This window comes from Vibrio sp. 1562 (genome assembly GCF_033340155.1).
Lineage (GTDB): Bacteria > Pseudomonadota > Gammaproteobacteria > Enterobacterales > Vibrionaceae > Vibrio > Vibrio alginolyticus.
Window position 1 is genome coordinate 175,194 of sequence record NZ_JAWOVY010000007.1, and the last position, 14,536, is coordinate 189,729.

The window sequence follows — 14,536 nt, forward strand, 5'->3', positions numbered from 1 at the left end:
ATGCCATTATGTTTGAATAGCGAATAATGTTTTTTTGAATAATTGATAACGTGTATGAAGAACAAATTCATTTTAGTTTTGGGACTAGTTTCTAGTACGGCAATGGCGGCAAGCGAGCCAACGGATCTATCAGTTGGTATGGCTGTCGATCAACAATTAAGTGTTGTTGTAGAGTTAGATAACAAATATCGTGGCATTATCGGAAACGATGGTATGGCGTTTGATTACATCGCTAAGCGTGGAACATTCGATCAAAACATGCCTGTGACTTGGTATGTCGGCGTTGGTGGCTGGTATGAATGGGATGACGAGTTTGGTGTGAGAGTACCACTTGGTGTGAACTGGGATTTATCACGCGGCTGGGACCTTTATGGTCAAATACACCCAGAGCTAGATCTTTACAAAGGTGCTGACTTGCAACTTGGCGGCGCCGTTGGCATCAAGTACAGTTTCTAGAATTGAACTAATGTATGTATAAAAAAACGCCGGTAACTACCGGCGTTTTTTATGTGGAACTTAACGTTCTATTGTTTATCCATGGCTCGCTTGATGCAAACGGCAGCGCCGCCCCAAGTGATACCTAAACCAATAACCATCATAATAATTGCGCTGATTGTCATTTTGCTGTCTCCTTGCGGTTCACTGCGTTGATCACTAGACCAAAGATAAAGAGTGCGGCGATAAGTGCCCAGCCTAAAGTTAGATCATAGCCACCGTAGCCTTCAGTAATTAGGGCGTATAGCTTGGTCGCTAAGATAATGGCGAGCATGATTGGTGTAACGAAGCGTAAGCAGATCTCGAACCATTGACCAACAGAGAAATCAGAGCGCTCGTTAACGTAATTACGTACTTCTGGCACGCGCTTCAATAGCCACGCCATCAAGACAATCTCAACCAGACCACCAACCATGATGCCAACGTTGTTTGCAAAGTGGTCTACTAGATCGAGTAGCAGCAGACCGCCATTGGTAGCAAACGCCATAGAGACAACGAAGCCAATACCAATCACAACATTTGCAGCTTTTTTACGGCTCCACTTCAGCTTGTCGATAATGGCTGAAGTTACGGCTTCCATAATTGAAATATGCGAACTTAGACCAGCAACCACCAGTGCAAAGAAGAACAGTGGACCAAGAATATATGGGGCAGGTAGTAGGTTAATTGCCGCAGGTAAAGTAACAAAAGCCAAGCCAACGCCTGCAGATACCACCTCTGTTAACGGCTTACCTTGCTCTTGAGCCATGTAACCCAATACTGAGAAGATCATGATGCCGGCTAGGATCGAGAAGCCACAGTTGATCAACACGGTCATAAACGCGTTATTCGTTATGTCTGACTTTTCTGGTAGGTAGCTAGAGTAAGCTAGCATGATGGCGAAGCCGATACTTAGCGTAAAGAAGATCTGACCATATGCCGCTGCCCATACTTTCACATCCCAAATTTTGCTGAAATCGGGTTCGAACATGTAGTTCACGCCATCTAGAGCTCCTGGCAAGAAAATCATACGTCCGATTAAGAAAATCACCATCAAGAATAGGATTGGCATCATAATTTTAGATGCTCGTTCAATTCCTGATTTCACGCCTTTGGCAATAGCGGTGTAAGTAATTGCCCAAGCAATCACCATGGATAAAGCAATCTTCCATTGAATACTGCCTAAGTCTGTTGGTGAGTTGTCACCTAGCTTTAGGTATTCACTAAAGAAAAATGCGTTGGTATCGGTTCCCCAACCTTGAGTGAACGACAACCCAAAGTAAGAAATCGACCAACCGATAACAGCCACATAGTAAACGGCAATAACTGCAGCCACACCAACTTGGAACCAGCCAAGCCATTCAAATTTAGAATGAATTTTCGCTAGTGTTTTTGGTGCCGAGCCTCGGTATTTTTGTCCCATACTGAACTCTAGGATCATAAATGGAATACCGGCAGTGATCATGGCAAAAATGTAAGGAATAAAAAATGCGCCGCCACCGTTTTCATAGGCCATGTATGGGAAACGCCAAATGTTTCCCAAACCGATAGCAGACCCAACTGCTGCTAAGATGAATCCCGCCCGGGATCCCCATTGTTCTCGCTTCATATTTGACTCCTATAAGACTCCCTGAGGAATGAAGCTCTCTACGTAACACAGTAATAATTGCGCAAACAGTTGGAAGAAAGGACCGCTGTTATCCATCAGCTTTTCTATCCTTAATTCTAACTTCTTATAATTTTATAGAGCTATATTCTGGCTACTGTAAGAGAAAGTAGATTATTAATCTTAAAATTTTGATGTGTGTTTGATAAAACTGAAATATTTATCTGTTTTCACTGATCAGACTAACTTCTAATAATACTTAGCGCAATAGAATCTAAATGTTAATTCAGATGCGTTGTCTGGTTTTAATCTTGTTAAATTTGAGTTTGATTGTGGTTTTGTGTGGGTGGGTGGTTGTTTGTCTGGAATAAATGACTGGGATCCAATAATTGCTTTGGTGTTTAAGACTATTTTGATTAATTAGGGCGTACGGCTATCTTTTGTGCACCTATCTAGATGATGCTTCGTTACTTTGCCAAACAATGGTGTTTAGACGATATCCTTTATCGGCTCTGTGCAGGACTCGTTCAGCGTTCTTTGTGACGAGTCCTGCAAAGGAACATGCATAAAAGTTAGAAGCGGAAACTAAAACCGACATTTGATTGGAATTGGTTCATCCAATCAGTATCGAACTTAATGATACAGTTTGAGCCGTCATTAGGTAGATTACAGGCGCCAGATGTATCGTTATCAACGACCGTTCCTAACCATCTCAGTTGGGCTGTTAATGCAAAGTTCTTTGAAAATTCATATTCCAGCCCTGCAAAAGCGCTAGCCGAAAATCCGTATTTTTTGTCTACCCAATCCACATCGGCATAAGAAGCGCCCAAACCTACACCGATATAGGTTTGCCAATTTTCTGCGACAGGATAGTACATGCTGCTTTGGAAGTGCAGATAATGGATATCTGCTGAGTTGGACAGCTTTTCAAGTTCCGTCGATTGATTGGAGTAAAACAATCCGATCCTTCCTTTTTCTAAGGGAGTCTCGACTGAAAGAGCGTAGTTCACTGCGGGGTCGAGATCGTATGTATTACCACTTTCATCCTCTACTTGGCCGCCTCCTGTATAGCCTATGTATGGTGTAACGATGATATTCGCTTGTGCATTGATAGCAGTACTCATCATCATGATTCCTACTAGCCAGCTGAGTTTTTGGTTCATGCCCTATCTCCTTATTATGACTAAGCTAATTGTGATGGGTTAGTCAAAATTGCGCGACTAAATTAAGCAAATCTTGAACATATTTCACACCGGTGTTATTAATTTGTTACATATTAAGGAGGTGTTTATGGAACACGATCTAAAATCCGCATTAATCATTGTGGTGACTGTTTTTGCAGTGCTTTTGTCATTTGGCATCATTGCTATTACAACAGCTTAAGATAACCACTTTTACCAAACGTTTTAACAAAATGGCGTGAGCCTATGATACGTAACAGCGGTATAATCACAGAAAGCCATGCAGAGCTTGATGTAAAAGTTTATGAGCACTTTAGGCATGGTAAAACTGCTTTAGTCACGCAAGGTGGAGGGCAGAGAGGGATTTTTACCGCTGGCGTTTTAGACGCCTTTTTACTTTCCAACTTCGATCCTTTCGATGAATTCTATGGCACCTCTGCCGGAGCTCTCAACTTATGTTCTTACTTGTGTCGTCAACATGGCATGGGCAAAGCTTTTATTACCGAGCTGACAACGTCTCCTGAATTTTTTAATCTGTTTCGCTATATCCGAAAGCAGCAGTACTTAGGTTTAGAGTGGGCATTAGAACGGATTCAAGATTTCCCATACAAGCTTGACCTTGATTTAGGTCGCAGTGCATTGGGAAAACGAGGAGCGTTTGCTGCGGTAACGAATATAGAGACGCTATCAGATCAATATCTACCAATCTTGGATGACTCGTGGTTTAACACTATGCTAGCGACATGTGCGATTCCCAAGTTGTACCACGGACCTGTCGACGTAAATGGCAATAAGTTTGTTGATGGCGGCGTGTCTGCCTCTATCCCTGTTCAAGAAGCGTGGCGTCAGAATGCTCGCAACATTATTGTCATTCGCACAGAGCCGTTTTCAGAGATTGAAGCGAGAGCCCAAAGTGAAGTGGGGGATGTGCCTGTCGAATGGTATCGAGAGTCTATCAACTCAGTACAGCAATCATGGCAGCAAAAAGTGAATCAGTGGAAGCTGGATTGGGCGTCGTTCTTCCAACAAAAAATTAATGCAGCACATCAATCGAAGCTTGCAGGGAAAATGCTGTTAAATGGAGGTCGTTGGTTGTTCGGTGCCGATAACTTGTATCGTTTAAGTCATCTGATTGGTGAGAATTTTGATTCAGGTTTAGCCGACATGCTGATGATTCATTATCAAACATTTGAGCTCACTCAGGCCTTTATATCTGCTCCACCTGACGACACTTTTATTTTACAAGTTGCGCCTAAAGAGGGACTTCGTTCTTCTTCTTTGTTAAGTGACCAAGAGTCACTAGAGCATGACTATCAACTTGGGCTTCAAGCTGGGTTTAACCTAGTTCAACTCTATGACCAGCTGGATGTTGAAATTGATGGTAGAGAGAGTGCATAAACCTTCTTACGTTCACGATGTGCGCAATATACAAAGCATATAAATAAGGCTCCATTTTCGGAGCCTTATTTGCGGGTTCTTGTGGTTAACTCCGGTTAGGTATAACGACTACGCTTGTAGAATGCGCATGCAGTTGGTTGAGCCCACAACATCCATTACATCGCCTTGAGTAATAATGACTAAATCACCTTTGTGCAAGAACCCTTGCTCTTTAAGGCTAGTAATCGCTGCTTGAGCCGTTGGTAAACCCGCATCACTTTTTGACTCGAAATATACAGGTGTCACGCCTCGGTATAATGCTGCTCGATTTAGTGTCGATTCATTCCGTGATAAGGCAAATATTGGCAAGCCAGAGCTTAAGCGAGACATCATCAACGCAGTCCTGCCGGACTCAGTTAACGAGATCATCGCTTTAATTCCTTCCATGTGATTCGCAGAGTACATGGTTGCCATTGCGATGGTTTCTTCAGCGGTTTCGAAGGTTCTATCTAAGCGATAGGTTGATAGACTTGCCTCCGACATTTTTTCTGCCCCCACACATACTTCGGCCATGGATTTGACCGTTTCTACAGGATATTTACCTGCAGCGGTCTCTCCAGAAAGCATCACCGCGTCAGTGCCGTCTAGAACCGCATTGGCCACATCCATCACTTCAGCACGCGTTGGCATTGGGCTAGTAATCATGGACTCCATCATTTGTGTCGCAGTAATCACGATACGGTTTAAACTGCGTGCGCGGCGAATCAGTTTTTTCTGGACACCTATGAGCTCAGGGTCACCGATTTCTACACCAAGGTCACCACGTGCAACCATCACCACATCGGATGCGAGAATAATGTCGTCAATAGACTCATTGGTCGCGACGGTTTCTGCTCGTTCGACTTTAGCCACTAACATGGCTTCAAGGCCTGCATCTCTGGCTAAGCGTCGAGCGTAATGCATGTCTTCGCCGTTACGCGGGAATGAAATAGCAAGGTAGTCTACTTGAATTGCTGCGGCGGTAAGAATGTCGGCTTTATCTTTCTCTGTGAGCGCATCGGCTGACAATCCGCCGCCTTTTTTGTTGATCCCTTTATTGTTGGACAGTGGACCACCGACAATCACACGGGTATGAACTTTATTACCCTCTACTTTGGTAACTTGCAGCTGAACGCGTCCATCATCGAGTAATAAAATGTCATTTGGTGAAACATCTTGCGGTAGTTCTTTATAATCTAACCCTACAGATTCTTGATTGCCTTCACCTTTTGGTAAATCACTATCTAATGTGAATTTATCGCCCACATTCAAAATGACTTGGCCGTCTTTAAACGTTGATACACGGATTTTAGGGCCTTGTAAGTCACCAAGAATTGCAACCTGACGCCCAAGTCTTGCTGCAATGGTACGGACTTTGTTCGCACGTTGAATGTGGTCTTCACTGGTTCCATGTGAAAAATTCATACGGACAACGTTTGCACCGGCTTTGATGATCTCCTCAAGTATATTGTCCTTATCCGTTGAAGGACCCAGCGTAGTGACAATTTTTGTTCGTCTTAATTTGGAAGTCATAGATTCTCCGATGAATGTGTGTGTAAAGGTAACTTGAACTCTATCCTTACTTTACGCAATCGCTCTCAAGGTTAGCCTCGTTGCTGAGCCCACACCTTAAAGCTATTTGAATATAAGTATATGCACAGAATGTTTACATTAAGAGTAACCCCGGTAAAACAGACAGATATTCGACAGGCAATGGCCTTATTGATAAAAATGCGCTGCTTTAAAGGCACTACTTCATAATTTAGTGAATAAAAATAAGTTATTTTTCAAACAATTTAACAGGAGTAGATTCTTCGTTATTTGATTGAATACACAAACAAACAGGTTTATACGTGATGCTTGTCACGGGGATTTATTAATTCACTTCACAATTAGTTCGCAAAGTAAAAAAATTGTCCCGTTATAGAATTTCGGAGTGCAAGATGTACATGGCTCAACCGGGCCATATTGATCATATCAAACAGGTCAATGCTGGTCGTGTATATAAACTAATTGACCTAAAAGGTCCTATTTCTCGAATTGATTTGTCCAAGCAGAGTGAGCTTGCTCCTGCTAGTATCACCAAAATCACTCGAGAATTAATTGAAGCGCACTTGATTCATGAAACGACAGTACAAGAAGCGACGAGTCGTGGTCGACCTGCTGTCGGTTTGCAGGTCAATAATGAAGGCTGGCAATTTTTGTCAATGCGTTTGGGGCGGGGTTATTTAACCATTGCTTTGCATGAGTTAGGCGGTGATGTACTGATCGATACTAAAATCGAGATACACGAGCTTGATCAAGACGATGTGCTTGAGCGCCTGCTTTACGAAATTGATGAATTCTTTCAGACTTACGCGGATCAACTTGATCGGGTTACCAGTATTGCCCTTACGCTGCCTGGTCTCGTGAACTCAGAGCAAGGTGTCGTTTTGCAGATGCCTCATTACAATGTCGAAAATCTTGCTCTTGGACCAGAGATATACAAAGCAACAGGCTTGCCAGTTTTCATTGCCAATGACACGCGAGCTTGGGCATTAGCAGAAAAGCTTTTTGGTCATTCTCAAGATAATGACAACTCCGTTCTTATCTCTATCCACCACGGTTTAGGTGCGGGCATTATTCTGGATGGGCGCGTTTTGCAAGGCCGTCACGGTAACATTGGTGAACTCGGGCATATTCAAATTGACCCAAATGGAAAACGTTGTCATTGCGGCAATATTGGCTGTTTGGAAACCGTTGCCAGTTCTCAAGCAATTCGTGAAGAAGTCGTAAGACGAATCGCTGATGGCGAAGACTCTATTCTTGCTAAACAAGAGGAAATGAGTATTGAGAGCATTTGTGAAGCCGCTGCAAACGGTGATCCTTTGGCCGTCGATGTGATTGAAAAACTTGGACGCTACTTAGGCTCTGCAATTGCTATTGTGATCAACTTATTTAACCCTGAGAAAATCTTGATCGGTGGTGTGATTAACCAAGCAAAAGATGTGCTTTATCCTGCGGTTCGTCGCTGTATCGAAGAGCAGAGTTTACCTGTTTATCACCAAGATCTTGAGCTGGTGGAGTCTCGTTTCTATAAGCAAGCCACAATGCCTGGTGCCGCGTTGATTAAGCAAGCGTTGTACGATGGTCAACTATTGATGAAGGTTGTGGAAGGTTAAGTACTTTTTAACATGATGATGTGCCGGGCTGTTGAGACTGCATTTGTAGGTGATTTAGGGTGAGACTTAACGGCTCACCCTTTTTGATCGCCTATTACTAGAAAGGGAATTTGAGTTATGTTGCATTGCTATATCTGCGCCATTCATGTAATTTCCTAAAAAGCTCAAGTAAATAAACAAAATGGCTTTCAATGTGCTGCGTGACTTTGCGTCTGATGCAAAGAGAAGTAATACGCTAAAACTGTTGTACTTTAAAGCTGTGCTCGAAAAGCCAAATATTTTAAGGTTATTTGGTTATATAACCTTGCTGTGTCTGTACTGATTTCGAGTAAAATAAGAATTATCCATAATTTAGGTAGTAGTATGTCCGGAGTGTTAAATACGGTTGACCAGCGTACAAACTTGGTTGGTGAAAATCGACTAGAGCTTCTGCTGTTCACTTTAAATAGTCGCCAATTATTTGCGATTAATGTGTTCAAAGTGAAAGAGGTCATCAAGCTTCCACCGTTAACCAAGCTCCCTGGATCGCACTACAATATTCGTGGGGTTGCTTCTCTACGAGGTGAAGCGGTACCAGTGATTGATTTACGAGGCGCAATTGGTTTTCCTGCTTTACGTGGTGAAGCGGAAGAAGAAAATTTGATCGTGACAGAGTACAACCGCACGGTGCAGGGCTTCTTAGTCGGTCCGGTTAAAAACATTATTAATACGGCATGGACTGAAATTCAGCCGCCTCCTTCCACGTCTGGTCGCTCGAATTACCTCACGGCTATCACGCAAATCAAAGAGGGGGATGCCTCTCAAATTGTCGAAATTATTGACGTTGAAAAAGTTTTAGCAGAGATCGTACATTACGACGTGACTATCTCGGAGGACATTCTCGATCAAGAATTGGCCCAAGCAATGGTCGGGCGTAATGTTCTGATTGTGGATGATTCCTCTACAGCTCGTAATCAAGTTCGCGATACGCTTTCTCAATTAGGTATGAATATCATCGAGTGTCGTGACGGGCTAGAAGCGTTAACGGTTTTAAAACGTTGGTGTGATGAAGGTAAAGATGTAGAAAAAGAGCTGTTGATGATGATTACGGATGCTGAAATGCCTGAAATGGATGGTTATAAACTGACCCATGAAGTGCGCCAAGATCCACGTATGTCTAAGTTGTTTATCACATTGAACACTTCTCTGAGCGGTAGTTTTAATGAAGCCATGGTACAAAAAGTAGGCTGTGATCGCTTTATATCTAAATTCCAACCGGATCTGCTGGTTGAAGTTGCTCAAGACCGATTACGCCAGATGCTTTCTAAAAGTGCATGATTAGATCTAGTGAAATCAGAGGGAGCGCACCTCTCTCTGATTTTTAACATCTCTCTCCTTAATTCCTCTGTACTAATGGAAATCCCGAGATTTACTTTGTAGATTGTTCAAGTAGTGCGTGCAATCCATCAACTTGCCAGCAATAACGTGCGTGACTTCTCCCTCTCTTTCAAGAATGCCTTTCACCATTAATACTTTAGCGCCTAAATACGCTTGCTTTTGGGCTCGTGCTGTCGCTTGCCAAACAACCACATTAATGTTGCCCGTGTCATCTTCTAACGTAAAAAATGTCACGCCAGCGGCGGTGCCTGGAGATTGTCTTCCTGTTACCACACCTACCACTGTGACCAGTGACTTATGCGGTTTCTCTGTCAGTTGCCTCATGCGGGTAAAGTGAGGGAGTTTGCCCGTTTCTTCTAATAATTTAATTGGATGGCGGCTAAGAGATAGTCCCGTGCTTGCGTAATCCTCAATTAAATTTTCATATTCAGAGGGTTGAGTCTGGTAGCTAACATTGGGTTCTTCGACCTTGTGAAACAATGGTAGGTCAGATAAGGAATCCATTGCTGCCCAGCGAGCGTTATAACGATTTCCCGATAAGGCCTGAAATGCATTGGCTGAAGCCAATAATTCAATGTCACTTCGGCTTCTTAATATCTGCTTTACTTCTTGAATCGATCGGTAACCATTAAGTGGTTTGCGCTCAATAAGCCTTTGTGCGCTTTCTGCGTTAAAGCCTTTCACCAAGCGAAAACCAAGTTGCACGCCGAGCCTGCCATTCGGACGTGAGACGAGATGATGTTGATATTTTGAATGATTGACGCACACCGGCAATACTTCGACGCCATGTCGGCGAGCATCTTGTACTAATTGCGATGGGCTATAAAATCCCATTGGTTGGCTGTTCAATAATGCAGTGTAAAATTCGGCTGGGTAATAATATTTTAACCATGCAGAACAATATGCCAGCACTGCGAAAGACGCTGAATGACTTTCAGGGAAGCCGTACTCACCAAAGCCGCAAATCTGATCGAAAATGCGCTCAGCAAACGCTAAGTCATAGCCTCTCTCTTGCATACCATTGATCAGTTTTGGTCTGAATTTAGCGAGATCGCCATTCTTTTTCCATGATGCCATCGCTCGACGGAGTTGATCGGCCTCGCCGCCGCTAAACCCTGCGGCTACCATGGCTAGCTTGATGACTTGCTCTTGGAAAATAGGGACGCCCATAGTCCGCTCAAGAACGCTTTTTACTTCTTCCGATGGATAACTGACAGGCTCTTTGTGATCTCGTCGTTTTAAAAAAGGATGCACCATATCACCCTGAATAGGGCCTGGACGAACAATTGCAATTTGAATCACTAAGTCGTAATAACAAGCAGGCTTTAGGCGAGGAAGCATGCTCATTTGTGCACGAGATTCAATTTGGAATACGCCTATCGTGTCGGCTTTTTGGATCATGCGGTACACGTGTGGATCATCTTGTCGGCGAGTGATCTCGGAAATCGAGAGGGATCGCTGGTGATGTTTCTCGACCAGTTGAAAGCACTTTTTGATGGCGTTTAACATGCCGAGTGCGAGTACATCGACTTTTAGTAGCTTCAAGCTTTCTAAATCGTCTTTATCCCATTGAATGATAGTGCGATCTTCCATCGAGGCATTTTCAACAGGTACTAACTCATATAAAGGGCCAGATGAAATTACAAATCCACCTACGTGCTGAGATAAATGGCGTGGGAAGCCAATGATCTCGTTGACCAATTGGATGAACTGCTGCCCTTTGAGAGATTCTGGTTGTAAGCCCAGTTCAATAATTTGAGCTTGCCAGCCTTGGCTGCGATCTCGGCGATTAACGTTCTTAATGAAAAAATCCAATTGGGTCTCTTCAATCCCTAGTGCTTTACCGACTTCACGCACGGCACTTTTAAAGCGATAGCTGATCACTGTTGCAGCAAGTGCTGCACGCTCACGGCCATATTTTTTGTAAATATACTGGATAACTTCTTCACGGCGCTCGTGTTCAAAGTCCACATCAATATCCGGCGGTTCCTTACGTTCTTTACTGATAAATCGTTCGAATAAGACAGCGATTTGTAGAGGATCGACGGCGGTAATTTCCAGGCAATAACACACCACAGAGTTTGCAGCGGAACCTCGCCCTTGGTAAAGAATGCCTTGCTGTTTCGCGAACATTACAATGTCGTGAATAGTAAGGAAGTAGTAGTGGTATTTCAGCTCTTGAATAAGCGCCAGTTCATTCTCGATGGTTTGATTGACTTCTGCTGGCACACCTTCAGGAAAACGCAGCTTTTTACCACGTTCGACCAACATACGTAAGTAAGAGTCGGGTGTGTAACCATCTGGGATCAGCTCGGTAGGATATTCGTATTTTAAATCGGAGAGCTTAAACTCGCATAAATCGGCGATGTAAGTACTTTCTTCCAGCCATTCTGGTTTGTAAATCCGAATCAACTTTTTAAAAGGACGAAGCGCTCGCTCTGTATTCGAAATACGATCAAAACCGAGTTTATCGACGCTACACCCATGCTTTATAGCAGTAAGTACATGCTGTAATGGCAAGCGTTCAACATCATGCATGAGAACGCCTCCGCAGGCAGTTATAGGTAATTGAAATTCATGTGCTAACTGCTCGCAGTGCGCAATGTATTCAGTATCGTTGTTACTCAAATGGCGCTGAATCGCTACCCACAAACGATTAGCGTGGTGTTGATTGAGCCAGCGCCCCCAATAGTGATCACTCTCTTGATGTGTGGGCAGCCACAATACCAAACAATGTCGAACCGACATCAAATCCCATTCGAACAGTTGATAGTTGCCTTTTTCACTGCGTCTCCTTGCGTTTGTGATGATACGACACAACTCGGCATAAGCCTTGCGACAAGGGCAAAGCAGTACGATTTGGCATTCATCATTTAACCAAAACATACTTCCAACGATTTGTTTGATATCGAGTTTATGTTGTTCGATGGTCGCATGGGCTTTGACAATGCCCGCGACCGAACATTCATCCGTTATGGCTAGAGCTTGATAGCGATAGAAAGCAGCTTGGAGTACCAGCTCTTCTGCATGAGAAGCCCCAGTCAAAAAAGAGAAGTTAGACTGACAAAATAGTTCCGCGTAACTCATAATGACCCAACAAAAATAACTGTCGATTTAACAAAAATAGCCATGAAGAAACCAGTGCTTGTGCTGATCACGAAATATCCATAACCAGCGGCCTTGCTTGGTGTGTGCAATGTAGTAATCACGCATGATCTCATCACCATCCCACCACCCAGAAACTATTCGCTCAGGTCCGTGGACCAAAGAAACTTGCTCTTGCAATACAATGGGAGTCGGTAATTGCATTGCGGGGCGTAGTATGGATGGTATGGCGTGCCCCTTTTCATCCGGAGCATCAGCAGGGCGATACTGACTGGCCTTTTCTGGTCTAGGATCGCAAGCAATATTGGGTTTTAAAACGGCATTTTTTCCCAATTTAGCTTGCAGTAAAGAGAGCAGCTCTAAAGCATTCATGTTTCCTTTCTGCCCAGCAAAGAGATCGCGTGATGCACTAAGAGGCTCACCTTGACGGATGACTTTTAACGTTAGCCCTGTGACTGGGCCATTAAGCGAGAGTGACTCTAAGCTCAAACTCGCTAACTGTTGCCAACGCTGACATAGGTAATCACCTTGCGCAGAAGTGAGCTGAAGGTGTTGCTCTTGTTTCTCACGCTGGTGGAGTGTTAAACACAGTTCAAAAGCGACCTTATCTCTTAATTTAAGAAAGATTTCGAGTTGACGAAGTAATTTGGCCAACGGCTTTTCAATCCACTGAACGTTTTCGATCTCAAACAACAGCTCTAAATAAACTTGGAAGGATTCGGTAGGGTGATAAAAGTCGACAGGGTGTTTAAACTGCCCAGTCAGTCGACCAACGTAGTTCACCAAATCGATATCAAAGCGTCGTGCGATGTCTTGCAATGGCAGTTCAAGCAGGTTTTGCAATGTGGTGACACCTACACGTTGTAACTTCTCTACGGTAGCGTTTGATAAATCTGTCAGTTTTAACGGTAGTGGTGATAAAGCTTTTTGTATGGCAGATTTGTCTTCACTGATGACGTTCGCTCCTGATATTGCCATCAATTTGGCAGCAAAAGGAGAAAAACCACATCCGAATTGAAAACTCAGTTTCAGCTCCGATAAGTGAGCTCTGACTTTATTCCAATAGTTTTCAAGCCCTTCATACAGAGCGAGCATTGGAGTAGCACGCAGTAAAATACCTTGGTTTGGCATCAACACAACGTCAGATGTGATCAAATACAACCACTGAGCTACCTCTTGTAATTTATTTAATTCGGTTTGTGGATGATAAGGATGCACTTGTAAATCTCGACACAAGGACGCAGCACTGCCTAGGCCCATACCTGGCTTAATGCCTTGTTGTTCGGCAATCTCGTTGTATTGAATAATCTGGCAACGTTGGCTTTCGACAATCACCACGGGTTGTTCTTGGTTATCACCAAAGAGTGCGTCTAGCTGTAGGCGAGGGAAGTGCAAGTAAATCCACAGAGCCATATCACTAACCTTGGTTCGCCAGTGGGAAATTGACCACAGTCGAGTGCACAGTTTCAGATGATGGTTTCACCAGTTGCGGGTAATGGTGTTGGAAGCCGATACTAACGCTACCTCTATTCCAGCCTCCTTTCCTTTTCAGCACTTCAACATTAATCCCTTGCTCGTCGCCTTTCAGTTTTAAACTGAGTGACACAGGCAAAGACAAGCGGTTGATAGTATCTGTTTTAAGCATAAAGAGCGGGCAACTCCCTTGTTCACTTGCTACCTGTAAGCGTTTCACTTGATGTATTTCAAGCTCTTCTTGCCATAACAAAACATTACTGCATACCCCACTTTTCAGACATTGCTCTGCAGCCCAAAGAGCATCTTTGGGATGAGCTGGATTAACAACCCACACTTGGTTTATATCCAACCCGATGTAGTGTAAAAACAGAGAATTCACTAGCGCAGGTGGTTGAATAAATGCGGTTATACCATTGGTCTGAGTGGCTTTTAAATAGGGAGCGAGCAAACGCAATTCACCAATACTACCAATAGATTCCATCTCCACTACGCCATGAGGTGGAAAGCCTCCGCCGAGCAAATCATCTAATTCAGAAAAACCGGAACTAGTCTGCAACTGCTGAGGATCTGCTTTCGTTAAATTTGCTTGCCAAACAAGGTGTTGGCTTTTTAAGTTCTGAATAATATCTTGCATAATAAACACCTGTATATATGTACAGTATATTTCTGTGGGAGAAAGTCGCAAGATTTTTATGAAGAGAGAAATGAAAAAAGGCAGCGTTTGCTGCCTTTTCAATCGA

The 14,536-nt window shown here is 43.5% G+C and carries 12 protein-coding genes; 5 read left to right on the forward strand and 7 right to left on the reverse strand.

The window, feature by feature from the left end; genetic code table 11:
- Positions 1-54: 54 nt before the first annotated feature.
- Positions 55-456, forward strand: a complete 402-nt coding sequence (locus tag R7Z49_RS10120) for a hypothetical protein (RefSeq protein ID WP_005372960.1) — start codon at positions 55-57, stop codon at positions 454-456.
- Between the two features lie 68 nt (positions 457-524).
- Here the strand turns inward: R7Z49_RS10120 and R7Z49_RS10125 are convergent, their stop codons facing one another.
- From R7Z49_RS10125 to R7Z49_RS10135, 3 genes are all read right to left on the reverse strand, one after another.
- Positions 525-620 carry a MetS family NSS transporter small subunit gene (locus R7Z49_RS10125; RefSeq protein ID WP_005372963.1) on the reverse strand — a complete coding sequence of 32 codons (96 nt, stop codon included), beginning with the start codon at positions 618-620 and terminating at the stop codon, positions 525-527.
- Positions 617-2,083, reverse strand: coding sequence for a sodium-dependent transporter (locus tag R7Z49_RS10130; RefSeq protein WP_005372966.1), 1,467 nt, complete (start codon positions 2,081-2,083; stop codon positions 617-619). The genes R7Z49_RS10125 and R7Z49_RS10130 overlap by 4 nt, the downstream gene beginning before the upstream one ends.
- A 569-nt stretch (positions 2,084-2,652) precedes the next feature.
- Positions 2,653-3,243 (reverse strand): outer membrane protein, encoded by a 591-nt coding sequence (locus R7Z49_RS10135; protein WP_047103413.1) that lies wholly within the window; start codon positions 3,241-3,243, stop codon positions 2,653-2,655.
- A gap of 127 nt (positions 3,244-3,370) precedes the next feature.
- Here R7Z49_RS10135 and R7Z49_RS10140 point away from each other — a divergent pair, with 127 nt between their 5' ends.
- Positions 3,371-3,463 (forward strand): YnhF family membrane protein, encoded by a 93-nt coding sequence (locus R7Z49_RS10140; protein WP_005372970.1) that lies wholly within the window; start codon positions 3,371-3,373, stop codon positions 3,461-3,463.
- A gap of 44 nt (positions 3,464-3,507) precedes the next feature.
- Positions 3,508-4,659, forward strand: a complete 1,152-nt coding sequence (locus tag R7Z49_RS10145) for a patatin family protein (protein WP_005372971.1) — start codon at positions 3,508-3,510, stop codon at positions 4,657-4,659.
- A gap of 108 nt (positions 4,660-4,767) precedes the next feature.
- On the opposite strand, the gene pyk is transcribed toward R7Z49_RS10145, so the two are convergent.
- A complete protein-coding gene (pyk, locus tag R7Z49_RS10150; RefSeq protein ID WP_005372972.1) occupies positions 4,768-6,210 on the reverse strand; it encodes a pyruvate kinase in 1,443 nt (480 codons plus the stop codon).
- A gap of 410 nt (positions 6,211-6,620) precedes the next feature.
- Between pyk and R7Z49_RS10155 the strand changes: the two genes are divergently transcribed.
- Positions 6,621-7,838 carry an ROK family protein gene (locus tag R7Z49_RS10155; RefSeq protein WP_005385828.1) on the forward strand — a complete coding sequence of 406 codons (1,218 nt, stop codon included), beginning with the start codon at positions 6,621-6,623 and terminating at the stop codon, positions 7,836-7,838.
- A 363-nt stretch (positions 7,839-8,201) separates the two neighbouring features.
- The gene (locus tag R7Z49_RS10160; protein ID WP_005372976.1) at positions 8,202-9,155 is read left to right on the forward strand and encodes a chemotaxis protein CheV; all 954 of its coding nucleotides are present in this window, start codon (positions 8,202-8,204) and stop codon (positions 9,153-9,155) included.
- 72 nt (positions 9,156-9,227) lie between these two features.
- Here R7Z49_RS10160 and R7Z49_RS10165 read toward each other — a convergent pair whose 3' ends face one another.
- The 3 genes from R7Z49_RS10165 to imuA are packed head-to-tail and all read right to left on the reverse strand — an operon-like array spanning position 9,228 to position 14,430.
- On the reverse strand, positions 9,228-12,302 hold the full coding sequence (locus R7Z49_RS10165; protein ID WP_318111601.1) for an error-prone DNA polymerase: 3,075 nt from the start codon (positions 12,300-12,302) through the stop codon (positions 9,228-9,230).
- A 27-nt stretch (positions 12,303-12,329) separates the two neighbouring features.
- Positions 12,330-13,733 carry a Y-family DNA polymerase gene (locus tag R7Z49_RS10170; protein ID WP_258489679.1) on the reverse strand — a complete coding sequence of 468 codons (1,404 nt, stop codon included), beginning with the start codon at positions 13,731-13,733 and terminating at the stop codon, positions 12,330-12,332.
- A gap of 4 nt (positions 13,734-13,737) precedes the next feature.
- On the reverse strand, positions 13,738-14,430 hold the full coding sequence (gene imuA, locus R7Z49_RS10175) for a translesion DNA synthesis-associated protein ImuA (protein ID WP_054577653.1): 693 nt from the start codon (positions 14,428-14,430) through the stop codon (positions 13,738-13,740).
- Between the last annotated feature and the right edge of the window lie 106 nt (positions 14,431-14,536).

Excerpts from the sequence above, each read along its gene's own strand:
- R7Z49_RS10120 (WP_005372960.1), top strand. The coding sequence starts at position 55 with ATGAAGAACAAATTCATTTTAGTTTTGGGACTAGTTTCTAGTACGGCA.
- R7Z49_RS10125 (WP_005372963.1), bottom strand. The coding sequence starts at position 620 with ATGACAATCAGCGCAATTATTATGATGGTTATTGGTTTAGGTATCACT.
- R7Z49_RS10130 (WP_005372966.1), bottom strand. The coding sequence starts at position 2,083 with ATGAAGCGAGAACAATGGGGATCCCGGGCGGGATTCATCTTAGCAGCA.
- R7Z49_RS10135 (WP_047103413.1), bottom strand. The coding sequence starts at position 3,243 with ATGAACCAAAAACTCAGCTGGCTAGTAGGAATCATGATGATGAGTACT.
- R7Z49_RS10140 (WP_005372970.1), top strand. The coding sequence starts at position 3,371 with ATGGAACACGATCTAAAATCCGCATTAATCATTGTGGTGACTGTTTTT.
- R7Z49_RS10145 (WP_005372971.1), top strand. The coding sequence starts at position 3,508 with ATGATACGTAACAGCGGTATAATCACAGAAAGCCATGCAGAGCTTGAT.
- pyk (WP_005372972.1), bottom strand. The coding sequence starts at position 6,210 with ATGACTTCCAAATTAAGACGAACAAAAATTGTCACTACGCTGGGTCCT.
- R7Z49_RS10155 (WP_005385828.1), top strand. The coding sequence starts at position 6,621 with ATGTACATGGCTCAACCGGGCCATATTGATCATATCAAACAGGTCAAT.
- R7Z49_RS10160 (WP_005372976.1), top strand. The coding sequence starts at position 8,202 with ATGTCCGGAGTGTTAAATACGGTTGACCAGCGTACAAACTTGGTTGGT.
- R7Z49_RS10165 (WP_318111601.1), bottom strand. The coding sequence starts at position 12,302 with ATGAGTTACGCGGAACTATTTTGTCAGTCTAACTTCTCTTTTTTGACT.
- R7Z49_RS10170 (WP_258489679.1), bottom strand. The coding sequence starts at position 13,733 with ATGGCTCTGTGGATTTACTTGCACTTCCCTCGCCTACAGCTAGACGCA.
- imuA (WP_054577653.1), bottom strand. The coding sequence starts at position 14,430 with ATGCAAGATATTATTCAGAACTTAAAAAGCCAACACCTTGTTTGGCAA.